The 24,735-nt window shown below is 45.2% G+C and carries 23 protein-coding genes; 10 read left to right on the top strand and 13 right to left on the bottom strand.

Going from position 1 to position 24,735, the window contains the following annotated elements; genetic code table 11:
* Nucleotides 1-99: 99 nt before the first annotated feature.
* Together gntA and DOM22_RS04970 are read left to right on the top strand one after the other, a co-directional pair.
* A complete protein-coding gene (gntA, locus tag DOM22_RS04975; RefSeq protein ID WP_142699317.1) occupies nt 100-774 on the top strand; it encodes a guanitoxin biosynthesis heme-dependent pre-guanitoxin N-hydroxylase GntA in 675 nt (224 codons plus the stop codon).
* A 2-nt stretch (nt 775-776) separates the two neighbouring features.
* Nucleotides 777-1,364, top strand: coding sequence for a DUF1989 domain-containing protein (locus DOM22_RS04970; protein WP_142699316.1), 588 nt, complete (start codon nt 777-779; stop codon nt 1,362-1,364).
* A 2-nt stretch (nt 1,365-1,366) separates the two neighbouring features.
* Here DOM22_RS04970 and DOM22_RS04965 read toward each other — a convergent pair whose 3' ends face one another.
* Together DOM22_RS04965 and DOM22_RS04960 are read right to left on the bottom strand one after the other, a co-directional pair.
* Entirely contained in the window at nt 1,367-4,681 is a 3,315-nt protein-coding gene (locus tag DOM22_RS04965; RefSeq protein WP_210415682.1) for a hemagglutinin, read from the bottom strand.
* A 521-nt stretch (nt 4,682-5,202) separates the two neighbouring features.
* On the bottom strand, nt 5,203-5,616 hold the full coding sequence (locus tag DOM22_RS04960) for a hypothetical protein (RefSeq protein WP_246845850.1): 414 nt from the start codon (nt 5,614-5,616) through the stop codon (nt 5,203-5,205).
* Nucleotides 5,617-5,840: 224 nt separating this feature from the next.
* Here DOM22_RS04960 and DOM22_RS04955 point away from each other — a divergent pair, with 224 nt between their 5' ends.
* From DOM22_RS04955 to DOM22_RS04945, 3 genes are all read left to right on the top strand, one after another.
* Nucleotides 5,841-6,071 carry a hypothetical protein gene (locus DOM22_RS04955; protein WP_142699315.1) on the top strand — a complete coding sequence of 77 codons (231 nt, stop codon included), beginning with the start codon at nt 5,841-5,843 and terminating at the stop codon, nt 6,069-6,071.
* A 151-nt stretch (nt 6,072-6,222) separates the two neighbouring features.
* Nucleotides 6,223-8,784 carry a GH3 auxin-responsive promoter family protein gene (locus DOM22_RS04950; protein WP_168196557.1) on the top strand — a complete coding sequence of 854 codons (2,562 nt, stop codon included), beginning with the start codon at nt 6,223-6,225 and terminating at the stop codon, nt 8,782-8,784.
* Nucleotides 8,777-9,901 carry an enolase C-terminal domain-like protein gene (locus tag DOM22_RS04945; protein WP_142699313.1) on the top strand — a complete coding sequence of 375 codons (1,125 nt, stop codon included), beginning with the start codon at nt 8,777-8,779 and terminating at the stop codon, nt 9,899-9,901. The genes DOM22_RS04950 and DOM22_RS04945 overlap by 8 nt, the downstream gene beginning before the upstream one ends.
* Here the strand turns inward: DOM22_RS04945 and DOM22_RS04940 are convergent, their stop codons facing one another.
* Nucleotides 9,902-11,116, bottom strand: a complete 1,215-nt coding sequence (locus DOM22_RS04940) for a cation:proton antiporter (RefSeq protein ID WP_168196556.1) — start codon at nt 11,114-11,116, stop codon at nt 9,902-9,904.
* Nucleotides 11,117-11,145: 29 nt separating this feature from the next.
* Here DOM22_RS04940 and DOM22_RS04935 point away from each other — a divergent pair, with 29 nt between their 5' ends.
* The gene (locus DOM22_RS04935; protein ID WP_142699311.1) at nt 11,146-11,595 is read left to right on the top strand and encodes a YaiI/YqxD family protein; all 450 of its coding nucleotides are present in this window, start codon (nt 11,146-11,148) and stop codon (nt 11,593-11,595) included.
* Between the two features lie 42 nt (nt 11,596-11,637).
* On the opposite strand, the gene DOM22_RS04930 is transcribed toward DOM22_RS04935, so the two are convergent.
* The 3 genes from DOM22_RS04930 to DOM22_RS04920 all read right to left on the bottom strand — a co-directional run bounded on the left by DOM22_RS04930 (nt 11,638) and on the right by DOM22_RS04920 (nt 14,668).
* Nucleotides 11,638-12,393 carry a hypothetical protein gene (locus DOM22_RS04930; RefSeq protein ID WP_142699310.1) on the bottom strand — a complete coding sequence of 252 codons (756 nt, stop codon included), beginning with the start codon at nt 12,391-12,393 and terminating at the stop codon, nt 11,638-11,640.
* A gap of 228 nt (nt 12,394-12,621) precedes the next feature.
* Nucleotides 12,622-13,602, bottom strand: coding sequence for an aldo/keto reductase (locus DOM22_RS04925; protein WP_142699309.1), 981 nt, complete (start codon nt 13,600-13,602; stop codon nt 12,622-12,624).
* Between the two features lie 16 nt (nt 13,603-13,618).
* Complete coding sequence (locus tag DOM22_RS04920; protein WP_142699308.1) at nt 13,619-14,668, bottom strand: NAD(P)-dependent alcohol dehydrogenase; 1,050 nt, start codon at nt 14,666-14,668, stop codon at nt 13,619-13,621.
* Between the two features lie 105 nt (nt 14,669-14,773).
* Between DOM22_RS04920 and DOM22_RS04915 the strand changes: the two genes are divergently transcribed.
* Nucleotides 14,774-15,670: a LysR family transcriptional regulator gene (locus tag DOM22_RS04915; RefSeq protein ID WP_142699307.1), complete on the top strand. Its 897-nt coding sequence runs from the start codon at nt 14,774-14,776 to the stop codon at nt 15,668-15,670.
* Here DOM22_RS04915 and DOM22_RS04910 read toward each other — a convergent pair.
* Entirely contained in the window at nt 15,660-16,172 is a 513-nt protein-coding gene (locus tag DOM22_RS04910; protein ID WP_142699306.1) for a hypothetical protein, read from the bottom strand. The genes DOM22_RS04915 and DOM22_RS04910 overlap by 11 nt on opposite strands.
* A gap of 144 nt (nt 16,173-16,316) precedes the next feature.
* On the opposite strand from DOM22_RS04910, the gene DOM22_RS04905 reads away from it, so the two are divergent.
* Entirely contained in the window at nt 16,317-16,793 is a 477-nt protein-coding gene (locus tag DOM22_RS04905) for a DUF3011 domain-containing protein (RefSeq protein ID WP_168196555.1), read from the top strand.
* A gap of 65 nt (nt 16,794-16,858) precedes the next feature.
* On the opposite strand, the gene DOM22_RS04900 is transcribed toward DOM22_RS04905, so the two are convergent.
* The 3 genes from DOM22_RS04900 to DOM22_RS04890 all read right to left on the bottom strand — a co-directional run bounded on the left by DOM22_RS04900 (nt 16,859) and on the right by DOM22_RS04890 (nt 19,895).
* Nucleotides 16,859-17,947 carry a hemoblobin-interacting domain-containing protein gene (locus DOM22_RS04900; protein ID WP_142699304.1) on the bottom strand — a complete coding sequence of 363 codons (1,089 nt, stop codon included), beginning with the start codon at nt 17,945-17,947 and terminating at the stop codon, nt 16,859-16,861.
* A 206-nt stretch (nt 17,948-18,153) separates the two neighbouring features.
* Nucleotides 18,154-19,401, bottom strand: coding sequence for an alpha/beta fold hydrolase (locus DOM22_RS04895; protein ID WP_142699303.1), 1,248 nt, complete (start codon nt 19,399-19,401; stop codon nt 18,154-18,156).
* A gap of 110 nt (nt 19,402-19,511) precedes the next feature.
* Nucleotides 19,512-19,895, bottom strand: a complete 384-nt coding sequence (locus DOM22_RS04890) for a hypothetical protein (protein ID WP_142699302.1) — start codon at nt 19,893-19,895, stop codon at nt 19,512-19,514.
* Between the two features lie 99 nt (nt 19,896-19,994).
* Here DOM22_RS04890 and DOM22_RS04885 point away from each other — a divergent pair, with 99 nt between their 5' ends.
* Nucleotides 19,995-20,840, top strand: coding sequence for a metallophosphoesterase (locus DOM22_RS04885; protein ID WP_142699301.1), 846 nt, complete (start codon nt 19,995-19,997; stop codon nt 20,838-20,840).
* Between the two features lie 88 nt (nt 20,841-20,928).
* Nucleotides 20,929-22,197 (top strand): hypothetical protein, encoded by a 1,269-nt coding sequence (locus tag DOM22_RS04880; protein ID WP_142699300.1) that lies wholly within the window; start codon nt 20,929-20,931, stop codon nt 22,195-22,197.
* On the opposite strand, the gene DOM22_RS04875 is transcribed toward DOM22_RS04880, so the two are convergent.
* The 3 genes from DOM22_RS04875 to DOM22_RS04865 all read right to left on the bottom strand — a co-directional run bounded on the left by DOM22_RS04875 (nt 22,194) and on the right by DOM22_RS04865 (nt 24,726).
* The gene (locus tag DOM22_RS04875; RefSeq protein ID WP_142699299.1) at nt 22,194-22,676 is read right to left on the bottom strand and encodes a hypothetical protein; all 483 of its coding nucleotides are present in this window, start codon (nt 22,674-22,676) and stop codon (nt 22,194-22,196) included. The two genes, DOM22_RS04880 and DOM22_RS04875, sit on opposite strands and share 4 nt — an antisense overlap.
* Nucleotides 22,677-22,804: 128 nt before the next feature.
* On the bottom strand, nt 22,805-23,284 hold the full coding sequence (locus DOM22_RS20180) for a methylated-DNA--[protein]-cysteine S-methyltransferase (RefSeq protein WP_142699298.1): 480 nt from the start codon (nt 23,282-23,284) through the stop codon (nt 22,805-22,807).
* Entirely contained in the window at nt 23,281-24,726 is a 1,446-nt protein-coding gene (locus DOM22_RS04865) for a DNA-3-methyladenine glycosylase 2 family protein (RefSeq protein WP_142699297.1), read from the bottom strand. The genes DOM22_RS20180 and DOM22_RS04865 overlap by 4 nt, the downstream gene beginning before the upstream one ends.
* Between the last annotated feature and the right edge of the window lie 9 nt (nt 24,727-24,735).

The following is a 24,735-nucleotide window of genomic DNA, read 5'->3' as shown; positions in this document are numbered from 1 at the left end:
TGAAGGAATCTTTGTCATTCGACAGTTGTAAAATTATAGGTATGAAACATTAGGGCCGCCCTATTGATAAGTGCAAACCATATCGATAGCGTTGTCCGCATGACTGATGAAACGACTCTCACGGACTTTGAGAAAGACATCTCCACGCTGGTTTTTAAAGAAAATTACCCTTGTATCGCTGCCCTTAAAACTCTTTCAACCGGACAATACCGCATCGGAATGTTTGGCACACTGGGTGTTGGGAATCACAGCGCTCGTTTGGCGACAGACCTTTTAGCTCTTCGAGATGAACAAAAAAAGACCGGTTCATTGGAGCTTAGTTACTTTGCTGTTTTTCCTGATTTGATCGACATGGATGAGGAAGATTTCGAAAGACGTATGTGGAAAGAGCTTTCTCATCTGACAGAGGTGCCCCATATCGATCAATCATGGGACCCTGCCTTCAGTGATAATCCGGAAGACAAAAACTTTTGCTTTAGCTTGGGGGGGACTGCTTTCTTTGTTGTGGGTATGCACGAGCAAAGCTCTCGCCTGTCGCGCCGAATTCGGTATCCAACGTTGGTGTTTAATGTCTATGAGCAGTTTAAAGAACTGGATCGCAGAAATCGTTATCAACCCATGATTCAAGCCAATCGCAAAAGAGATATTCTATTTCAAGGCGATGTGAATCCGATGAGTGAAAAGTATAACGACAATTGGGAGGCGATTCAGTTTTCCGGCCGGAACAACAGCGCAGATTGGATCTGTCCTTTTCATAAGGGAGCGGGAAAATAAAATTGAATATTATTCCTCCTCAATCAGGAACATCATTTCTTTTGAAAAAGGATCAGTACCTGAAAGTGATTGATCCTTTCGGCGAGCAGGTCGCTGACTTGTTTTGCTTTAATGCCTGTGACCTTTCTGAAAGTCTGTCGTCAGGAAGATCGATTGATTATAATGATCAGATTTTTCTGACTAAGGGGCACAGGCTTTATTCGCAAAGAAGCAATCCCCTGCTGGAAATAATTGAAGATACCTGTGGTCGTCATGACTTCCTAATGACTCCCTGCAGTCTGCGTATGTTTCAAATTGTTGCGGGTAATGACGACTATCACCCGAGTTGCCATGAAAACTTATGTAACGGATTTTCTAAATATGCGATTCATCCAGATCATATCTCAACAACATTCAATATCTTTATGAATGTGACCGTAAGCCCAGAGGGAGCTTTAGAAATTCTTCCTCCGAAATCGAAAGCTGGAGACTATATTGTGTTTAAAGCTTCAACGGATTTGGTCGTGGGCTTAACGGCTTGTTCTCACGAGGGTTCAAACAACGGATCTTTCAAACCCATTCACTATCAAGTCGCCGATATTTTTTCATAAAACTAGGGCGGCGTCGGAAGCAGCCCTGTTTTTAGAATACGCTTTTTACTGGTATCTAACAATAACAGCCCCAATGGCGTTACCGAAAGATTAATCGACCGATAGGTCGCCAGCTGCGACGGTAAAACCCATCCGTCCGTGGAAATTTGCTGAAAGCCTACTGTGGAATGTGCTGCCCACACTTGTGCTACTTGGTTCAGAGTTGAAGATTCAGCCGCTGCAAAGTAACTCCATCCTGTGCTGACATCATAGACTGCATGTGTCCAATAAGAAACTGTCGGAGCTCCTGGAAGAGTGCCAAAGTTTATCACATCATAAATTCTGGGGTTCGCTGATTCGGTGGCGACCGTGATTTTGCGCAGTCTGTTTCCATCAAAAATTAAAAGGTCTCCGTTGGCATCCGGTTGCATTCCATAGATGTCACTTAAATACGATCCCAAAGCCAACTGACCGTGATCAGTCGCCACATAGCTTGCAGCGCCGGCTCCACCAGCGATGGGCTGGATTTTTCCGGTAGTGCTGTCTGATTCAAAGATCCACAAGTCCGTTTGATCGTTCAAACCGGAGGAGCCATAGAAATAAAGTTTTCCATTTGGAAGGAAAGTGCCAAGTTTTCTTGCTGCCATCAAATTATAATTCGTGCCCGTCGCATTAAATAAACCTGCTCCATATGCTGGATAGGCTGATGCGGTCGAAGTCGCCTGATAGTAATAAGGCCCGATCGCCAGAGTCTGCTCGACCGTGGCTCCTCCCCACCCAGAGAGATTGTATGAACTCCACAAGTTCGCAGGAGTTCCTGCAATCTGAGAAAACGCTGCAATACCCGCCGAGGACACGGTCAATGAAGCATACGCAGAACTATTGCCGGCAGATCCATGAAACCCCGTCGAGATAGTGTCAATGTATTCAGATCCCGGTGTCGACGTATTGACATGCAAACGTCGCAAATGTCTTGGGCCCCGCACGTAAAGATTACTGCCTGTCGCTTCGTAAGCTATACTGGATACTTGCGTGAAGGCTGTTTTATTGACGTCAGAACCATTTCCGTAAGTAAAGAATGGTGTACCCGCAATGGCGGAATTGGTAAAGACACCTTGATCATCCACCACTTTATAAAGTTCATTGGTCGTTGTTGAAAAGGCATAAATAAAATCTTTAGCCGCGCCCAGATAATAGATCGTCGACATGTTTTTATAATGCTTGTCCAAATTAAAAGTCGCAGACCAGGTTTCAGTCGTGAGATCAAAGTAAGCAATTTTATTTCCCTCATACTGAGCCCTGATGCAATAAATCTTATTGGGTTCAGATGCCACCTGAAGACAACGATTAAAAAATGTGCCCCAAGTATTTGTGGTCATACCCACTTGTGCGATTTTATATTTGCCGTAAGCGCCCTGCTGTTGCAGCTCGAAAGTACTGCCGTTGATCTGAATCCAAATTTTTTGCAAGTCAGGTCTTACCAGAGTCAAATAAAGATCCGAAGTAGGACATGGGATAGGGGATGCATCCGCCATCGTCCCCACAGCCCCCAGGGTTCCGCATGTGCCCGGATTTCCTAACACTAGGACGGGATCCTTATTTGTAGAATTCAGATCAACCATATAAAAGGCTTCATTCGAAAAATAAAATAAATGCCCGGTCTTCACATACCGCAAAGCAGAGGCTTGTTCTTTATTTAAAACGGCACTGTTTGAAATGATTGTCGGTAGCTGCTTACTCCACAGAACGGTCCTATCAGAAATACGAATACGGGCAACGAGCGAACAAGCAAAACTAAATACCAGCATTTGGTCTGATTCGTTAATATCCAGAATTATGGGAGCCGTGAACTTTCCACTGACGACATCGCAAGAAGCGGAGTAAGGTTCTCCCATCCACGAGGTTACCAGACCTGTTTCGGGATTCACCGTCGAAATACTATTGAACTTAGTGAAATACATTTTATTTTGCGAATCTGCAAAATACCCGAAAGCTCCCAGCGAAACGTTGGCTGTTAAATCCGCAGCATTAATATGAACACCATCATTTAAATTTCCGGGTTCCCCCACAAGGACGGTCCATTTGGAATTCACTGCATTTGAAATTGCGCTGGTGATCACGCTGGCTTCGGAGGAACAACTGACCAAAATTTTTAAAGGCTTGGAAGCTAAGATATTTTGGCCCGTGGGAGTCACAGTTGGCAAATTCCAGGCATAGGAACCAGTCGTGGCACTTAGATTATTGGGAAGGTTTTCCGCGATGATGTGAAAACTGATACCGTCATCAACAGTGTATTTAATCGAACGAATAGGATTTGCCGCCAACGGAATGGGACCAGCACCAGGGCTGCATGACCATTGAATGGGAATTGTGCTGCTGCCCGGAGAATAATTTTGCCCGCCGACTGGAGAAGAAATCGTGATGATCGGAGGATTTCCCAAATCCAGAGTAATAGAATCCGTCAGGGAATTACTGACAGTACCCGCAGCATTTCGAACTTGAGCATAAAGAGTCTTAAGGCCCCCCGGATTCTTCAAAGTGACCGTGCCATTGGCCGAAAAGGGTACCCAGGTCGCATCCGAAAAATCTGCGAGCTCCGAAAATCTCACACCTGTGATTGGGGCAAATGAAGATGTGGCCGTTAATTGGGTTGTTGTATAGGCGAAACCGATGGTGGTCGCGCCATTGGCAATAGAAAAAGACGAAAGCGTCACCACACCGGAGTCCACGATCCAGCTGTATGTCAAAGTACTGATGTTACCGACGGTATCAGAAGCTTTTATGGAAAAACTGTGAGCACCTTGTGAAAGGGAGTTAAATGAAATGCCACTTATGCAAGGGGTATAGGGATCAGAATCAATCTTACACTCGTAACCAACAAAGGCGCCTCCCCCTGTTTCGGTATTCGTAAAATTAAACGTCGCTGAAGTGCTGGTCGTAGCAGCCGCGGGCTTTGCCGTCAGTTGAATTGAAGGTGCTGTTAAATCAACAGTCCAAGAATAAGTAAACACTGCAGAGCGATTTCCCGCAGCATCCACCGCGCGAATTTTATAGGTATGAGTGTCTTGCGTAAGCCCCACCAAAGGGACCAGCGGAGCACAAGCTGCAAACGAACTGGTTGAATTAGTAAGAGTCGTGTGCTCACACTCATAACCTACGATTGTGGATGTGGCGTCAGTAGCCTCAAAGTTAAAAGATGCGCTTGTTAAATTATTAACTGCTGTTGGAGTTAGTGACACAGTTAAAACGGGAAGATCCGTATCCACTGTCCAGGCGACCGAAGATTCTTTATGGGCCTTCCCTGCTGAATCAGTGACCATCACTTTGAACGTATGCAAACCTGAACTCAAACTCGACAACGATACAGGGCTACCACATGAATACCAATCCGAACCGTCTAAAGAGCATTTATAAATTGCCTGCGAAGACAACGAAGAATCAAATTCAAAAACAGCCGTCGTGTTTGCGGAATAGCTCGAGGGCTTCAGGGTGAAAAAAGCCTGGGAAGCGACATCAACTAGCGTCAGTTCCAGTGTACAAGAAGATAGGAAAAGAAACAGCGTGAGCCCCAGATAGGCTAGATACCGTTTTAGCGTTTCAAATACGTACAAATTGGTTAAATGAAACATGTGCTATTAATCGGTATTTCTTGAAAGATATTGAGGATTCTTGATTTGATTGTTCGGTGTTCTTCGGTGAACTTTATGACTTCGACTCAATGCCAAGCAGGTATATGAGTTGAAGAACTAACTGAGACAGTTGAATTCTTCCCGCACTTCATTAAAAACAATACAAACTCAGCTTTGACATCAGACCTATCATCCGCTCGATATGTCCATTCCAGGCATGTCGGGAAAATCTATTTAACTGGCTTCTTGGCAATCGAGAGGAAGTAAGCGTTTTCGCTTTTCTTGGTGGCTCTAATTTTTTTGCCAGATTTTGATTTTGCTTTCGAAGTGTCGCTTTTAACTTTCGGCCCGTCGAATTTAACGGTCAATCCCAGAAGAGGATTGTGTTTTGCGATTTCACGCATCAACTGCTTTACTTGGTCTTCAAAGTCTTCATTCTCGGCCGGGATATATAACCAGTCTTTGTTCGCCGGATGATTTTCCAAGAACAGGTACTTTAGGAAAAACGCATTCTGCGCCTTTTTTTCAACTGGAAAAATCGCGCCATTATAAAGTTCAAAAGGATAGCTGACACCTTTATGTTCATAAAGCCCTTTGCGCTCCACCAGTATCAAGACCAGTTTCATATCCAGGTAATATGCCATTCCCCCATGCTTGGGGGCGGCATCGTATCCGGGAGGTAAAAGCTCCTCGATCCACAGTAAATTATTGAGCGGGCTATCTTCGAACATCATCATCAGTTTAATACATAAGCTTTAAGAATACTGCAATCAAATGAAGACTCAAAGCCCAGCCGGCGATATTTTAATTCCCCGTGGCGATAGACATGCTATCCTTTTAAAAGACCTAAACACGCTGGAGTTCATCTATGAAAACAATCTGGATCTTTGCACTTTTGATCACCCTAACTGGCATCAAATCCTTTGCGGAAGAGACCCCTCAGCAAAATATCAATGCGAAGCCCTCAGTGACTTACGAACAAACTATGAAGAACTATGCGAATAAAACCAAAGAAGTAAAAAAGGATTTGGACAAGGCTTCTCAAGAACGCCAAAAGCAGATGAATGATTTGGACAAAGTTGACGCGGATTCAAAATAAAAAAGGTCTGCAGAGGCAGACCTTTCAACAACTTGGAACCACGGTTTCTCAATCTGAGACGTTAACGTGGAGTTCTAAACAATTAGTTAATAAAAACATCGTCTTTCGTCTGGGAACGCCGATGAGGTAAATGCAGCATCTCGGGAGCTTCATGAGTTTTCTAAAATATGCATTTTATCCACTGACTATCGTGTTATCCTTTGCCTTCTTTGCACAGTCATCCTCTTTTATTCCTTCTCTTCCCGCCAGAACTTTACTGAGTGTCGCATTTGGTTCGTCACTTATTTGGATTGCCGAATACTGGGTACCTTTTAAAAAAGAATGGGTGGGTTTCGATAAGCAGGCAAAGCTTGATGGCATGTACCTATTTGGTGTGCACGCATTTCTGGGCCGCTTGGTGGAAGCGGGTGCATTAGCCTTTATCATATACCTTCAGCAGCAAGGTGTATTTCCCTCGGCTGCATTTTGGCCGAATGAGTGGCCCTTGATCCCACAAGTGATTTGCTTGATCTTCTTAAGCGAATTCTTCCGCTATTGGTTGCACCGTGCCTGTCATGAAATTCCCTTTATGTGGAGTATTCATGCGGTCCATCACAGCCCACTTAAACTTTATTGGTGGAATGTGGGCCGCTTTCATCCGATTGAAAAAGTAGCCCAACTTTGTTTTGAATCGATCTTGTTCTTGTTTTTAGGTGTAAGTCCCCTTGCCATGTCGGTGTATTTTATTTTCTATTCAGTGAATGGATTTTTCCAGCATTGTAATATCGATATTAAGCTTGGCTGGTTAAATCGCCTGATCTCGGGACCAGAGCTTCATCGCTTTCATCATTCTTACGAAATCCATCAGTCAAACAATAACTACGGCAATAAAACCAGCATTTATGATCAGCTCTTTGGGACTTACTATTTACCTGATCTAAAGGGACCCGCGCGCTATGGGTTGCAAAATCCGAACTATCCGCAAAACTTTATGGATCAAATGCGCGCGCCTTTTATCAAAGGCTTGGATAAAAAAGGCTTCATTCGCCGTCCGGCATTCTTGCAGGAACTTTTTCAAGCGTTGATTAGATTTTCAGTTCACCGTCGCGGTAGTAAGTTGCAAAATACATATTTCGCTGCAGGAAAAAACCTACGGCAAACTCAAGAGCAGGTTCTTTTAAAAATTCTTGCTGATAACGGCACGACGGAATTCCTATCTCAGAAAAACGCCGGAGCGATCAAATCGATTGAGGATTTTCAGAAAGCCTTTCCGTTAGCGGAGTATGAGGCCTTCCGTGCTCATTTTGAAAAACAAGATCTACACCGTCAGTGGGGATTGATCACTCCTAAGCCCTTGTTTTATACGCAGACCAGCGGCTCCACGAGCCAGCCAAAGTTAATCCCTATCTTAAGCTCTACCCTTGAGAGTTATCGTAAAACCCAGGCCTTGTGGCTGTATCATGCCCATTTGATGGAGCCGCGGTTTACTGAAGGAAAATTCCTGGTATTCTCGGGCCAGAAGGTTGAAAAAGTTCAGCCCTCGGGATTAGAGGTTGGAGCCACGACCGCGCATATTTACGCGAGTCTGCCCGGCTGGCTTACGAACATGTATGTTGTGCCCTATATGATTTATGGATTGGAAGATCCGACTTTAAAATACTTAAGCATCTTGCGCTTGGTTTTAAGTCAGCGAGACATCACTTTTGTTGCTGCCGCTAATCCCTCCACTCTTTTAAAGATTGAAGAGCTGGCAAACACTCACTTTGATTCATTAGTCACTGACTTGGAAAAAGGTGGTTTTTCAGAGTTGCATAAACTTCCGGCTGCTGAACAAGCAGAAATAGCAGAACGGTGCACGGCAGATTCCGAACGCGCTGCCGTGCTTCGTGAGATCAAAGCCCGCGAAGGAAAAATTCTGCTGAAACATCTATTGCCCAACACTCGCTTGGTCGGCTGCTGGCAAGGTGGTAGCTGCCGCCTTGCCTATGAGAAACTAAAAAAGAGTTTTGCTGAATCAGTTCAGTATAAAGATGTTGGGTATGTAGCCTCCGAAGGCCGCATGGCAGTGCCGATGCCCCATGATGAAGGCGAACTGCCTTCACTCTTTGAATACTTCTTCGAGTTTCAAGAGGTCGACTCTGATGGCGATGCGAAGCCCGAAATCTTAACTCTGGATCAACTGCAGGTCGGAAAAGAGTATCTGATTATCATCACGACTCCGGCGGGCCTTTATCGCTATCATATGAATGACATCATTGCCGTCACGGGCATGCATGAAGGCATTCCTTTGATCAAATTTAAACGTAAAGGTTCCGGGGTTACGAGCATTACGGGCGAAAAGCTTTACGAGAATCAATTTCTGGAAGCCGTTTCTTTGATTAATAAAAAGTATCATCTGCATTTAGAAATGATGATGATCGCCCACGAAGAAAAAGCGCACTATATCGTTTTCTGCGAGTCCGAACTGGGCCGTGAACGCCTGCAGGAAATTGAAAAAGCCCTGGATGAGGCCTTGTGTGCCCAGAATATGGAATATCAGACGAAAAGGGAATCTTTGCGACTGGGGCCTTGCCAAATTCGCTCGATGAAAAAAGGCTTTTTCCATGAGTTTGGACATCAGGAAATCACTTTAAAGAATATCCGCGAAGCGCAGTGGAAACTAAAGGCTTTAAACACTTTTACGAACTTCATCAAGATCCTGCCGAACTGGCAAGAGTGGCAGCGCCATGACTAGAGAATTGAAATTTGCGATGGACGAAATTCCATTTAAAATCAAATTCTCGCACGCCACGTTCGAGCGCGAGGCTTCCAGCACCCTGTGGGTGACTTTGAAATCAAACAGCTTAGAAGGCCTGGGAGAGTCTTGCCCCCGTCCCTATGTCACGGGTGAAACCAAAGAAAGTGTTGCGAAGTTCTTAAGCGATCCTCGCGTGCAGAAATTTGCTGAGGCTGGTTCGCCTGAAGAATTAAGCCGCTTGATTGCAGAAGACCGCACTTGGCTTGATCAAAATCCCAGTGCATTTTGTGCCCTGGAACTTGCGTGGTGGGATCTTTACGGAAAAATTAAAAACCAATCCGTGGAAAATATTTTCTCTGGCAGCATTCAACACCAAAGACCGCCGAACACTATGGTCATCGGTTTAGGTACTCCCAAAAAAATGCTTAAGACCTATTTGCGCGGATTATTCCTAGGGTTTCGTGATTTTAAAATCAAGGTCTCCCCTGAATCTGCTAAGGAACTCATTCGGTTTTTGAACCATCCAGCGGTCGCAGCAACGAAGCTCTTGAAACCTAAAATCCGTCTGGATGCGAATAACTCCTTTGCTAATTTTCAGGATCTGCAGGCCGTCCTCAATCAAATACCTTTTGCCGTTTGGGCGATTGAAGAACCCTTTGCGGTCGACAATCACCAGGCGCAAACCGAGTTTTTAGAAAACTCCAAAAGTCTTTTGATCTTGGATGAATCTTTCATCACCGTGGCGGGCCTGGAGAAATATCAAAAACATTTCTCACGCATTTGTTTAAACGTTCGTATCTCAAAACTGGGTGGACTGGTAAGAACACAGGAAGCTTTGGTCTTTGCTGAAAAGAATAATATTCTTTGGGGATTAGGCTGTCAGGTGGGCGAAACGTCGCTCTTGGCCCGCGCAGGGCTTTTAATCCTGCATAAGAATTCCCATCGTCCCCTGTTCTGGGAAGGGGCCTTCTCGGATCATCTGTTAAGTTATGATCCCATCACTCCTAAAATTAAATTAGGACCCTGGGGTAATCTTTCCGGTGAAGCCAAACTAAAAGGGCCCGGCTTAAGCCTGACCCCTCTTAAAGAACACTTTAATAAAATCTTTGGTTAATTAGCGGCGATCTACCAATTTCAAAAGCGGCCCGGTCATGAAAGTTGTCACCAGGGCCATAATCACCAGCATCGTGAACAGAGTCGGTGTCAAAACTCCGATGGAAAGACCGATGTTCAAAACGATCAGCTCCACCAAGCCCCGCGTGTTCATCAACAGCCCCAAGACCGTTGCATCCTTGGTGGAGTTACCAGATATTTTTGCCGCAGCAAATGCTCCCCCAAATTTTCCAAAAATCGCAAGTGCGGTGATCGTCAGGCACAACAACCAGTGGTCTGTTCCAGAAATAAGGCCTAGCTGGGTTTTTACACCCGTCAAGGCAAAAAACGCCGGCAAAAATAAAATAGCCACGAAGTCTTGCAGACGATCCGTGGTGTCTTTTGCAATCAAGCTGTTATGCGGAATGATCGCACCAAACATAAAAGCGCCAAAGAAAGCGTGAATACCGATGAGATCCGTCAAAGTTGCTGAACCCATCGCACCCAAAACTGCCACAGCTAACAACGCTTGAGGCAATCGTTCCGAGGACTTTTCCAAACGAGGCAAAAACTTTTCAATCAAAGGACGAACCACCCAGATCATCGCTACAACATAGATGACGGTAAGGACAATCGTGATTGCGGCTCCGCCCATTGAGGATCCTAAAAGTCCTGTGACCACCGCGACCAAACACCACGCGGTGATATCGTCAATCGCTGCACAGGTCAGGGCCAGATCGCCTAAGCGAGTTTTATGTAAGTGAGAATCAGCTAAAATTCTTGCGAGCACCGGAAAGGCTGTGATCGACAAAGAAACGCCAATAAAAAGAGAAAACTCGAGATGACCGATACCTGCTGGTGCGTACCCAGAATAGATTTGATAGGCCAGCGCCAGTCCCAAGGCAAAAGGCAGGATGATGCTCATTTGTGAAATCAACACTGCGGATTTAGCGGACTGCCGTAAGCGGGGCAGATCCATTTCAAGCCCCATCACAAACAGATAAAGCGTGATCCCGACTTCTGCGATATTTTTTAGGAACACCATGGCTTCGGGATGAAAAACTGAAGCGGTAAATCCCGGGAAAAAGTAGCCCACTACGGAAGGGCCCAAAACAATCCCACCCAGAACTTCGCCCATCACCGAGGGTTGACCCATTCTGCGAAAGAGCATCCCAAAGAAACGCGCAACTGAGATAACAATCACAAGGGTCAAAAAGCTTGGTACTAAATGTGGCATGGCTGGATAGTACATGTTAGTGTTTAGAAATGCTAGACATCTATATCGACGCTGACGGCTGCCCTGTAAAAGACGAAACCTATAAGGTAGCGGAACGCTATCAACTGAAAGTGTTTGTAGTTGCGAATAAATATCTTAATGTTCCGCAGGATTCTCGTGTGCAAATGATCGTGGCCTCGACTGATTTTGATGCCGCTGATGACTGGATTGTGGAGCATGCACAAAAAGGCGATATCGTGATCACCGCCGACATTTTGCTGGCTGAACGCTGCGTAAAAAAACAGGTGCGCGCCATTGGATCAAAAGGCATTGAGTTTACAGAAGACAGTATCGGCTCTGCCGTCGCCACCCGCGAGCTTATGCAGAATTTAAGACATATGGGTGAAGTACGCGGCGGTCCTGCCCCGATGGATAAAAAGGACCGTTCAAAGTTTTTGAGCACCTTGGATCAGGTGATTCAACAGTTGAAACGTTCTTAAACTAAAAAAGGCGCCTCCCGGGCGCCTTTCTTTTTCAAAGTCTTAGTTACAGTATTTACCCCAAGTGTTCGCCATTTTATCGCCGACACCGATATGAAGTGAAGCACTTCCATAATGGCCAATCGCACGCAGACGACCTGCTTTACGCATTTTGCAAAGTTCTTTGAACGCAACATTTGCCATCGAGTTGCTGGAGAAACGAACGTCCACAGAAGTTCCATAAGGATGTCTGCCAGCTGCACCACCTACGTTTTTATTGTAGGGTTCCGGTCTCCACCAGTTATAGATCATCGCAACTGAAATACCTTTAGCTTCAAGATCTTTAATAATCTTCACGGCTTCAATAGGAAATTGCCAAGTCCATTCATCTGGATGAACCAAAACGTGTTCTTGTTCAGAACCATAAGTGCAAGAAAACTTGTTGTAGCTGCTTGGATTAGGACGAACCAATTGGTTACACCAAGCAGAGTTCCCCGTTTTTTCCGCACATTGAGCAAGGAATTGATCTTTCTTTGTTAAACCAAGCTCTACTGCACTCTCTTGCTTCGTCGTCGCTTTCACACAACCAAGCTCTTGAATGTCTGTATTGATAGTTCCATATTCTTCGTGAATATGTTCAACGATATCTTCGGAATCGGATTCGGCAGTTTCAGAATTTTGGGAAGTATTTTGGGAATCGCCGTCTGAGCTTAAAGATTGCTCTGTGTATGCTGGATCACCTTCGGCTTTAGAACAAGAAATGGTAGCAAGACCAACGGTGGAGATCATCATCAGTGTTAATACGAAATTTTTAGTCATCGACCCTCACAGTGTTGCGGTTGATTTGTGCAACTACAGCAGGGTGCCTTGCGACAGTGTAATATTGGGAAAATTGTGTCGTTTAACCGCTAGATCTAGAGGTTGGTTTTATAAACACACGTAAGAATTAAGGATGAAGGTATTGAGTAATTTGAGAAGGAATCACTTAAAAATAAAAAGGCGCACCCAGATATAGATGCGCCTCACTTTGTTTTGAAAGCAAAAACCCTAGCGGTCGATACGTTTTTGTAAATGCTCCGGATATCGTGCGCCTTGAGCTTTTAAGTGCGAAGCTCCCTGTTCAATTCTTTGGAGTTCACTTGCCGACAACTGAATATCGGCCGCTAAAGAGTTTTCCTTCATGCGTTCCACTTTGGTTGTGCCAGGAATAGGAACAATCCAAGGTTTTTGCGCTAAGATCCATGCTAAAGCAATCTGTCCTGTCGTTGCATTCTTTTCTTTCGCAATCGAAGTTAGCAGATCCACAAAGGCTTGATTGGCTTTAAGATTTTCTTCGCTAAAGCGAGGAACAATATTTCTAAAATCCCCTTCACCGAATTTTGTATCGGCATTGATCTTGCCTGTTAGAAAACCTTTGCCCAAAGGACTGAAAGGAACGAAACCAATTCCCAGTTCTTCAAGAGTCGGGATGATTTGATCTTCAGGTTCTCTCCACCACAAAGAATATTCACTTTGCAAAGCTGTCACGGGTTGAACTGCGTGGGCTTTACGAATATTCGCGACGCCAGCTTCAGACAAGCCAAAGTGTTTTACTTTACCTTCTTTGATAAGGTCTTTAACTGTGCCTGCGACATCTTCCATAGGAACGCTGGGGTCAACTCTGTGCTGATAAAATAAATCGATGTAATCGGTTTTTAGGCGTTTCAGTGATGCTTCACAGACTTCGCGAATATGCTCAGGACGACTATCAAGTTCTGTCCAGGCACCCGTTTTAAAACCGAACTTAGTCGCAATCACGACTTTATCGCGAATCGGCTTTAAGGCCTCACCCACGACTTCTTCGTTTGTATAAGGGCCATAAACTTCCGCTGTATCAAAGAATGTAACGCCTTGCTCGGCAGTTGCTTGCACAACCTTAACGGCGTCACTGTGGCTTAGCTTATTTGCATAGCCAAAACTTAAACCCATACAGCCAAAACCAATGGCTGATACTTCTAATCCGCTTTTTCCTAATTGACGTTTTTTCATTTCAAACTCCCCTTACTTAGATTTTTCCCATATCCAGAACAAAGCGATAGCGCACATCACTTTTTAGGACTCGCTCGTAGGCTTCATTCACCAGAGATGGATTGATAACTTCGATCTCTGGAGTGATGTTGTGCTTCGCACAGAAGTCCAGCATCTCTTGTGTCTCTTTGATCCCACCGATTGCCGAACCCGCATAAGATCTGCGCATCATGATCAACGGAAAGACATTTATGGATAAAGGTTTTTCCGGTGCCCCTACAGAGACCATAGTTCCATCTAATTTCAATAAATTGAAATAGCTAGTCATATCGATATCTGCCGAAGAGACCGTGTTGATGATCAAATCAAATTTTGCGGCATTTTGCTGAAAGACGTCCTGTGTTTTTGCAACCAGGAAGTGATGCGCACCCAGCTTCAGCGCGTCTTCACGTTTTTTTTCCGAATGACTTAGTACTGTGACTTCAGCTCCCATCGCTCGTGCGATTTTCACTCCCATATGACCTAAACCACCAAGACCCATGATGGCGACCTTTTTGCCCGGGCCCACTTTCCAGTGATTGAGTGGAGAGTAAAGAGTAATACCTGCACACAGAAGTGGAGCTGCTTTATCCAGTGGAAGCGATTTTGGAATCTGCAAAACGAAGTCGTCTTTAACGACGATCACATTCGAATATCCGCCTTGAGTGACTGCAGAGCCGTCACGCTCCATCGCGCCATAGGTTCCCGTTTGTCCTTCAACGCAGTATTGTTCAAGGTCTTGCTTGCAATGCGCACAATCTGCACAAGAGTCGACCAAGCAACCGACACCGACGTGATCACCGACTTTGTGCTTTGTTACTTTGCTGCCGACCGCACGAACGACGCCTGCGATCTCGTGCCCTGGAACCATGGGAAAGGGAGATCCTGCTCCCCATTCCTCTCGGGTCATATGAATATCGGAATGGCAAATGCCACAGTACTTGATGTCGATAACAACGTCGTGCTCTTTAGGCTCGCGTCTTTCGAATGAGTATGGAACCAACGCTTCTTTAGCAGCCATGGCTGCCATGCCTTTTGCTTGAATCATCTATTTCTCCCTGATTTATGAGATAACCTTTGCCAAAAGAATAGCCCTGATGTTCATTAAGAAAAATAGGGGTTTGCTTCACGTGCTGTTAAGGAGTGCTTCATAATGGATAAGAACAGATTAGATGGCCTGCTGGCTTTGAAATTGGTCGCAGAGAAGCGTAACTTCACCGCAGCAGCCTCAGAGCTCGACGTCTCCCCCTCCGCCATCAGTCAGATGATTCGCCAACTTGAGACACGACTGGGAGTGACTCTATTGACGCGTACGACCCGCGCAACTTCTTTAACGGAGGCAGGTCAGCGTTTTCTGTCTGAAGCCGGGCCTGCACTCGATCAAATTCTAAATGCGATGGATAGCGTTGGAACTTTAGGGACCAAACCCTCGGGCTTGTTGCGCCTAAATATGCCACGCTCGCTTTATCATTCTTTTATGGAACCCATCGTTTCTAGCTTTATCAAAAAGTATCCGGAGGTCACTGTAGAGCTTTATTTGGAAGACTATGCGAGCGACATTTTTGAAAGCGGCTTTGATGCTGGCGTTAGACTGTCAGATATCTTGGCAAAGGATGTGATCGCTACGAAACTTTATGGCCCAGTTCGCTTTGTGGTTGCAGGATCTCCAAAATATTTCGACAGACATGGCCGCCCTAAAAAACCGCGCGATCTTTTATCCCACAACTGCATTCTGATTCGCCTGGGCGGAGGCTTGTATGATCGCTGGGAGTTCCAAGAGCGCGGCAAAGACTTTCAAGTGCACGTCAAAGGCAATTTGATCTTTAGTGATTCAAACTTGATGCTAGATGCCGCTACAGCGGGTCACGGTTTAGTTTATGCTGCTGAAGAAAACATCAAAGAAAAAGTAAAATCCGGAAAACTTGAGATCGCTTTGGCAAGCTATGCAGCAGAGAGCGAAGGATTTTACTTATACTATCCAAGCCGCTCACAAATCCTACCCAAGCTTCGTGCGTTCATTGACCATGTGAAAGCATATATTAAAAAGTAAGGACGTAAGCGATGTCTTGCGTGCTGTTAAAGCCCCATGGGCCGGCAGAGATGAAAAGTTTTTTGGCGGACAAATCAAATGCGAGGAGCTGGCTGAAGTCGGCGTAGGCACCAGTATTCCACAATCGCTGGTGGAATTTTGCCACTTCAATTCCTTGTTGGTTTGTGATCGTCAACACTCGGTGGCCAAAGTAATGTGTTTGAGTTCCCCAGCCTTTGTTGTCTCCGAAGCCGCTGATATTCAAAAATTTTGGGATGGGTTTTGCGAATTGCGAACCCTCGAAAGACATCACAAGTTTCAAACCGGCTTCTGGGATCTCACAGCTTCCAGTAAAGCCCACACACCTTAAAGATAGCTGCATTTCCTCGCGAGAGCGTGGTGATAGCGCGATGTTTTCTCTTTTCAGCGTCGCTGATTCAAAGGGCTGATTTATACTGAAAAACCACGCGACACCAAGAATGAAAATGCTGATGAGGAAAGAGAGAATTTTAGAAATCTTCATGCTCCTTAGTATAAGTAATTATTGTTTTGTGAGGCAAACTAAATGGTTCTTTATGACCCCAGAAAGAATAGGCATGGTCCTCGCAATAAGGATTCTCGAAACGACGTTATCGTCAGAAAGACACCACTTACAAAGGAAGATGATATGAAAAGAATGATTCTATCTGTGATTGCACTTTGCGCACTGGCTCACACGGCACATGCTTATGATTTTGATTATGCTGACAGTGAAGAGATCTCTGCTCCTCGCCGCCCAGGATTTGATGATCGTCGTGGTGGTGGTGACCGCCGTAGTGATGACCGTGATGATCGTCGTGGCGGCCACGGTCGCGATGACCGTGGTCCTCGTCCAAATCCAGGATACCCTGGCAATCCTGGCCATGGTGGTCCATACAACCCGCCTCGTCCACCTAGCCAACCACGTATTGAATACGTGACTTGTGAATCTCAAGGCAACCGTTACAACACTTGCTACGTTGATCCATATGGCATCCGCAATTTCTATTTGGCAAAGCAACGTTCTAACACTCGTTGTGAACAAAATAGAAACTTTGGTCTCACTGGAAATTATATCTGGGTCGACAAAGGTTGCCGCGCAGTATTTGCGATCGAGCGCTACTAATTGAAAAACAAAAAACCGGAAGCTTATCAGGCTTCCGGTTTTTCTTTTTAAAGTGAAACTAAAATCTATTTCTCAACCACACCGCGCACATAATGCACCACGATTGAGTAATTCCCAACCTGAGATAAGAGCGAAGAATTCAATGTGATCGTGTTACCACTCACCGAGAAATCTTTGTCTGCGACAAGTTTGGAACCGTTAAGCTCAACGTAATCAATACCTAGGAACGAATCGTCCGCCACCACGTAGGTGTTTTTAGCAAAATCCATCACACGAGATGTCAGAGTACTGAACGCTGAACTCCAGTCAGAGTTACAGATATTAAAGTGCGCCCCACCGGAACTTTTAATCAAAGACTGATAGTTTACACTTGGACGAGCCAAGCAAGGGCTGGTGGCTTTATCGTAGGCTAGGAAACCAAAGCTTTTAACTGCTGTGGCGCTGCCGAACGCTTTCGTCATACGCGCCTGGAAAGTGGCTGGCGTGATATAGTCCACGTTTTCTGTCAAAGAAGACACTTTGATATTATCATAGCTTTTGGGATCCGTACCCGAGTCATACTGAATGCTGGTATTCGCAGACACGTTGCTTGAGTCGTCGTCTGAAACAAAGACAAAGACTTTCTGTGAACCACTTCTAAAGAACGAGTTTAAAGAGCCATAAGCATCCGCATAGCGGCTGTTACCTTTTAGAGTCGAGCAAAGCACATCGCTTTTGTCTGGCGAAGCTGGGCACGTTGAAAGGGCTGCCACCAGCATCGGGTTATAACTATGCACCATGAAATGAACTTGCTTACCATTCGATGTATAGTCAGCCAATGCGATTTGCGTGTTGATACTAGACGCCTCAGAACGAGAAATCAAAGCAACACGGATATCAATCTTACTATCCAGGTTTTCAACGAAGGCTTTGAAGTTCGCTTTCACGCGATTCACATTCTGCACCATTGATACGGAGTTATCGATCACCCAAACCATATCAATAGATTTAGCTGTGGATTGTGAAGCAAAGCTTTGGCTTTTGGATTCAGTTGCTGGAGTGACTCCAGCGCTCGAGGTGCCGTCAGTCTCAGCAAAATTATAGCTTTGCTCAGCGCAATTCTGAAAACCCACTATTGTCAGTAGAGCTGAAACTATAAGTACTAATTTTCTCACATGGCCCCCCACGTACTTGATGATTAAAGCAAGATGCGTTCCCGACAGATCGATTCAATTCACTATCGGCAGGGATCAGGTGTAGTTTAATTTTTGTGAGAATGATTTTTTAAATAAAAAAAGCACCCGATTCCGGGTACTTGAAGCGATAATGATAACTTTTGAGCATGTACCGGATATGAACATGCTCCAAAACTGACTCCAACTTAGTATTTGAAAATGTTCTGTAAGCGTCCTTGAAACGCAGGTACCTGAAAGAATCCGCAGTGGCCACCGAATGGCAAAACAAAAGCGCGGTCTCCGAATTGAGTCTTCATCCATGCGATATCTTCAGTCTTAGAAACCAGGTCATCCGCACTGTCGATGAAGTACAGATTTTGGTTCTCGCGGATATAATCAGCGAATTGATAGATGCTGGCGTCGTGATTCAATTGTTCAACCGAATAGTCCGCACCTTGAGTGCGTTTCAAATTGGGAAGAAGGAACTGATTCATATAGCGCACGAAAGGCACAGCGCGAGCTTCAGCATTGCGAGCGTTGCGTTTGTATTTACTTACCGGGCTTTTCAAAATACCCAGATCATGAACCTGCTGGGAAGCAAAGACCAAGTCACCCAGGCTGTCGCGGAACTCTTTGCCGATCAGGTAAGCCATTTCAACATCAGTGAAGGCTTCTTGCTTAAACACCTGATCAATTTGACGAGGGTTCTTAAGATCAATCTTATTGCCCATCACCAAATCAGTCACACGCTGAACTTTGAAACCAACATTTTGTTTTTCAGTTTTTGTCAGCTTTTGCTCAAGCTCTGCCAAGCGATCCAATTTTTGAATTGCGAAAAGTAAGTCAGCCGGAGGATTGATCGTTAAAACTTTCGCGAATTTGAAATTGCCTGCCTGGTCGTCATGCTTTTTCATGAAAAGCGCCTGCAAGCCACCGATAGAATAACCGATCAAGTTAAAGCTGCGGGGTTTGATACCGTGATCAGCCTTAAGTGCTTTCGTCGTTTTCAAAAGAGCTGCATAAAGATCTGCTGAATCGCGAGGAGTAAAACCAGGCAAACCGCTTTTGCTGCCAGCAACTGTGAACTTCCAAGAGAATGGATTATCCACCGTCACAACGTGATAACCGATTTTAAACATTTGCTCAGCCAGCACTAAAGCTGCTGCGGATTCTGCAGTTCCACCCGTTCCTGGAATGATGAACACAAGCGGAGCCGTGTGATCTGCGCGCAGGCGATAGTTGTAATTGAAATCAGAAACTCGTTCCATCAAAGGAACCGTTTTACGAGACGGCATAACCGTCACTGATCCGCGAATAATGGCTTTATTGCTTTCAGGAAGAATAAGTGTGGAAGTGATTGTCGCAGCAAACGGATTTTTTAGAAAATCAGGAATTTCAGCGGCAAATACATTCAGAGCAAATACAGAAACTAGAACGAAAGAAACGAACGACATATCAAAAAACTTTCTTAACGGCGCCTAGGGCCGGCGCACTTTTTAAGAAAGTTTACTAAAATAGGCAAGAAGTTACTGATTAGGCCCCCTTATACAAGGGGACTGAGGCCTTAAGGCAACAGTGCTTGATGGAACTCTTTGTACGACAAATCAGGCTTTTTATCGACGTTCACACGATCAAACTCGCGGTCTAAACGATTAAACAGCTCATCCAGAGTGATAATGCCGTCTTTATTGGTATCTGCACCCTCACAAAACTTGGGAGCCAGGATCCCTGGGCAAAGCTTTTTTGCCGGCACTCGGCCGGTATCCCCCGCATCAATTTGACTGTAGCGGCCCTGGAAATACATTTTAAATTCGTTGCGGGAGATGGATTTAGAGTTATCCAGGTCGGCCGTATTGATGGAGTTGATAATATAACGTGAACTTGGTGGTTTTGAACTGCAACCCACCATCAAAGTGAGAACTGCGAAAATAGCTAGAATGAACTTCACTGAAGGATCCCCCGGTGCACTTATTCTCCCTTAGTTTTCTCTGGAGTCAAAGGCTCACCGTCCTTGCTGAGGCTAAGAACCAGTGTTACCCTTCAAACAATGATCAATTTAGGAAAAAAGTTCGCGTTCAAGCTATTAACGATTGCTCTGATTTTCACAGCGGGGGTTCTGACGGCCTGGGCTTTTTGGTTAGAACCTAGATCATTGACGGTGCAAAACTATGTCCTGCAATTCTCTCATGAAAAGTCATTGCCGGCTTTGCGTATCGGTGTGGTTTCGGATGTTCATTTGGGAAGATATTTTAGCGATGAAGCTCGCCTAGAGCGCATTGTCGGTATGCTTTTAAAAGAAGAACCCGACATGATCGTGTTTCTGGGTGATTTTGTTGCACAAAGAAATGCCGATGCCTTTTTGAAAGCCGCTCACCAAATGAAAAAATTAAAAGCCCCTTTGGGTGTGTATAGCATCTTAGGAAATCATGACTGGTGGGCGAACAAAGAACAAATTTCTGAAGCCTTGAAATCCAATGGCGTGCGCTTGATCGATAATCAGGTGGTTGAGCTTACGTGGAAAGATCATCCCTTTCATCTGGTGGGTTTTGGTGATTTTTGGGAAGACAAAGAACTTTTGGATTTTATCGCGAGTTATAAAAAATCTGATCTGCCCACAATTGGGCTGACTCACAATCCCGACGTTTTTCCGGAAACCAAAAAAGACATTTCCTTGATGCTGGCAGGACATACTCACGGTGGCCAGGTGAACTTTCCCATTGTCGGCGCACCGATCATACCTTCTCGATATGGTGATCGCTATCGCTATGGACTTATCAGCGAAAAGGATCATCACATCTTGGTGACCAGTGGAACTGGCAACAGCATTCTCCCCGTTCGCTTCAGAGTGCCACCAGAGATCGTCGTCGTCGAAGTGGGTTTCAAAGCTAACTGAGTGATGACGAGCTGCAGAATTTCATACTTCTGCAGTGAGCAATACCCGCTAAGTTGACCAACCCTCTGGGGTTTATTACTTCAGGGCCATGAAGTTTGTTTGCTCAGCAATTTTGCGTACGTTTTTAATCACGATTTCTGTGATTTTCATGTCTGCATTGGCTTTTGCGCAAACGAAGCCTGTCGCAGGTCTTCACCTGATGACTTACCAGTCCTGGGGTTTCACCGTTGATTCCTCGGCCCAAGGCGAGCGCGTTCGCTCGATTTTAAATTCTGCCAAAGAGTTGGGATTTAAATCCGTCATTTTAAATTTTCGCGCCCACATGATCACCGGAGTCAGTTCAGATATCCGTCCCGTGGTTCCGGTTAAAGAACAAGCGATGGAAGAAAAACTGGTTTTACAAACCGTCGCTTACGCAAAGTCCCTGGGCTTAAGCGTTTCTTTCCGTCCTATTCTGTTGGTGGTCGGTCCTAAGGGAGAATTCCCCTACGTTGAAAAGAAAAATATTTACTGGTGGCACGGAAATATCCAACCAAAAAATCCCGATGCGTGGTTTGAGAGTTATTATAAATATCAAGAACGCTATTTGAAACTGGCTGCGAAAGCAGGTGCCGAAATGTACTCGATCGGCGCCGAGATGAATTCCATGACATCCGGCTTGGGAGATAGAGAGCCCACGTGGCGCTTGGGTTATCCAGGCAAGTGGGTCGAGATGATTCGTAAGGCCCGTGAAATCTTGGGACCAGAAACTAAAATCACTTACGGAATAAACTACACCGATCAGTATGTTCAAGTCGGAGGTCAAAAGATCGTTGGCGGCGAAATTGAACAGTGGAAGTTTTATCTGACTGAAAACTTTGAAAAGCCTGCAAATCAAAAACACCAAAAGGATCTGCAGGAGTTATGGAACTCCCTAGATGTGGTGGGTTTTGATTACTACCGAGCTTTAGCCAGTTCCCATGAAAAGTTCTCGACCGACTACTCCACTTTGCTTCGTCAACTGGAAGCGCGTCCCCAGTCTCATGCGTCACAATTAGATACCGTCCTTACAGAAATCGCACTGACCTTGGGTGCCGAAAAGCCCGCCTACATTCAAGAGGTCGGTTACGCGAGTGTGGAAAATTGTTTTCTGGAGCCCGCCGCCTATGAAAGCAGCAAAGGAAAATTAAATCTCGCTCACCAGTCAGCCGCATGGGAGTCTTTTTTGAAAGCCTTCTGGGAGCCGCAATGGCCGTGGATGAGTGGTTTTGGGATGTGGCAGGTTTTAGTGGATGAAGATACCACTGAAAACGACAAGGGTTTTACTCCCCTGCACAAAAAATCCATGCGCGATGTTTTAAAAAAGTATCTGAACTAGGTTTTTTCTTTCAGAAATCCAAAAGTTTTATCGACCATGAAATCCGGTTCCATCACGGCGCCACATTTTGCGCAAATAACCTCCGGCAAGTTCACTTCATGAGGAAGCTGATTTTGCGCGTATTTGTAGTGTACACCATTTTCCAGTTTCAAAACCTGCTCATGAGAGCAGGCATCACATAAAAATGGCGCAAAGAAAGAAGTGATAACAGAGTTTTTAGGAACGAACCCGTGAACGATGTTCACCTGATTTACGATCACGTAAGGGCATTCTTCCAGAGTCAGTTTCGCTCCCGTCGCCATTCGCGTGGTCCACGAGATCCAGTTCTTTACCCCAATGGAATTGATAAAGGTCACCTTGGCCATGTTCAATTTAATATCTTTGAAATTTTGAATTTTAATATCAAAGATTTCCGTTTTCTCGCTGATAGGACCCTCGAGAATAACTTCAATGGCATCACCGTTGGCTTTTTGAATCATGAGATCATATTGAGAGAATACGCAGGGCTAGGCAAGGGCTTTTGACTGCCGACAATACCTTTTTGGAGTCAAAATTGGAGTCTGGTAAATTCAGATCTGTTTTTTTTAACTACGAACTAATGCAAATGCTAGTCTCTAAGAGTCAGCCCTTCGATTTTCAAAAGAGCTTTCTTAACCTCAATACCACCTGCGTATCCGGCAAGTTTTCCACTAGCCGCAATCACCCGGTGACAAGGGACGATAATGCTCACTGGATTTCTGCCATTCGCTGTTCCTACCGCACGACAGGCATTGGCATCTTTAAGAGCCGTGGCAATCTGCTTATAGGATTTGGTTTCGCCGTAAGGAATCTTTGCGAGCTCATTCCAAACTCGTTTTTGAAATTCAGTGCCTTCCACATCCAAAGGAATCGAAAAAGACTTTCGACTTCCTGAAAGATACTCTGCGATTTCTTGCTCGACCTTTAAAAGCAAGGCTTCCATTTTCGCCGTCCCCGGAATCATGGGGACGTTTTGCTTTCTCCAGAGCAAGCCCCTAAGGCCATTCTCTGATACGACCAAAAACATGGGACCGATTTTGGTTTCAAGTTTTTTTTGAATCAGTGTCATGGGGACTTCCTTTTCTTTTTCTTACTGAGATTTTCTGAATATGTCCTCCAAAAAAGTGCTGCGACATAGCCGCGCCAAGGACTCATTTGCGATATAACTTCTTGAGAGTGATGTTGCAAAGCCCGGTTTAAAATAAGATCACTTGCCGGGAAAGTATCCGTACTGCGTAAAGCTTTAAGAGCAATATAGTGTGCCGTCCAGGGTCCAATCCCTCGAATTGCCAAGACTGACTTTTGGAACTGCTCAATATCCTGAGTAGAGTCTAGTGATAGTCGCCCCTCTACGACGGCTTTGGAAAATTCTTTAAGTGTTTGCTTGCGAATCCCCGTCGTTTTGAGTGCTGACAGATCGGCCTCTAATATTTGAGCGGGTGTGGGGAAAAGCTTAATCGTTTTGCCGTCACGCTCTAGCCCCGAATCACTGCCGGCAATCTCAATCAGGTCATGAACCAAGGTACGACCGAACTCGATACTGACCAATTGGCCCAATATTGCACCGATTGAAATCTCAAAGGCATCCCAACCCGAGAACATTCGAATTCCCGGATAACTCTTTAACATCCTTTTAATTTTACTATCGCGTTCAAGAGCATTGGCAATCATCACGGGATCAGAATCCAGATCAAACATACTGCGCACCCGATGCAGAATAGAGTGAATCGCGCTGGTATCGGGAAAATCAATCTCGACTAAAAGAGATGATTTTTCCGGAATATTAGAAATACTAATCTGCCCGACCTGCTTTCCGAATGAAACCACTCGAGTCATTTTATCGCCATCAAACCATTCCAAATTACCGATACGATGATTGCGATAGGTATTTAACAATCCTTCATAATCAAACGGTGGACGATACGGCAAAGAGATCTGCAAACCGTTCTTTTCGAACGTACGATTGCGGCGAATTTCCCGCGGAGCTTTTTTAAAGCGTTCTTTAAAAGCGTCATTAAAACGGCGAATTGAACCAAAGCCTACAGCGAACGCAACTTCAGTAATGGGCAAGCTGGTTTCAACAATCAACTTGCGAGAAAGATTGAGTCGGTTTTCGAAAGCGAGCTGCTTTGGCGTCTTCCCTATCTCATCAATAAAGAGACGGCGTAAATGACGAGCGGAAACTCCAAATTTTTCGGCAAAGTCGTCTTCGTTGAATTCAAGAACTTCTGAAGAGTTTAAAACCTTCAGTGCTCTTTGCACGGTGGCAGATTTCCCCATCCAAGCTGGTGACTGCGGAGCACTTTCCGGACGACAGCGCAAACAAGGACGATAGCCTGCGGCCTCGGCGAGATGTGAATTCGCAAAAAATTCGGTATTCTCACGCTTAGGCTTTGCCGGGCAAATAGGACGACAATAGATCCCCGTGGTTTTTACTCCCACAAAGAACTTCCCATCAAACCGTGGGTCGCGCGCCAGCATTGCTTGGTAATAGATATCATCCCGTTTCATACAGACCAC

Origin of the sequence: Bdellovibrio sp. ZAP7, assembly GCF_006874645.1 — a bacterium.
Lineage (GTDB): Bacteria > Bdellovibrionota > Bdellovibrionia > Bdellovibrionales > Bdellovibrionaceae > Bdellovibrio.
The sequence above is the reverse complement of the archived record's forward strand: the minus strand, read 5'-3'. Positions and strand labels throughout refer to the sequence as shown.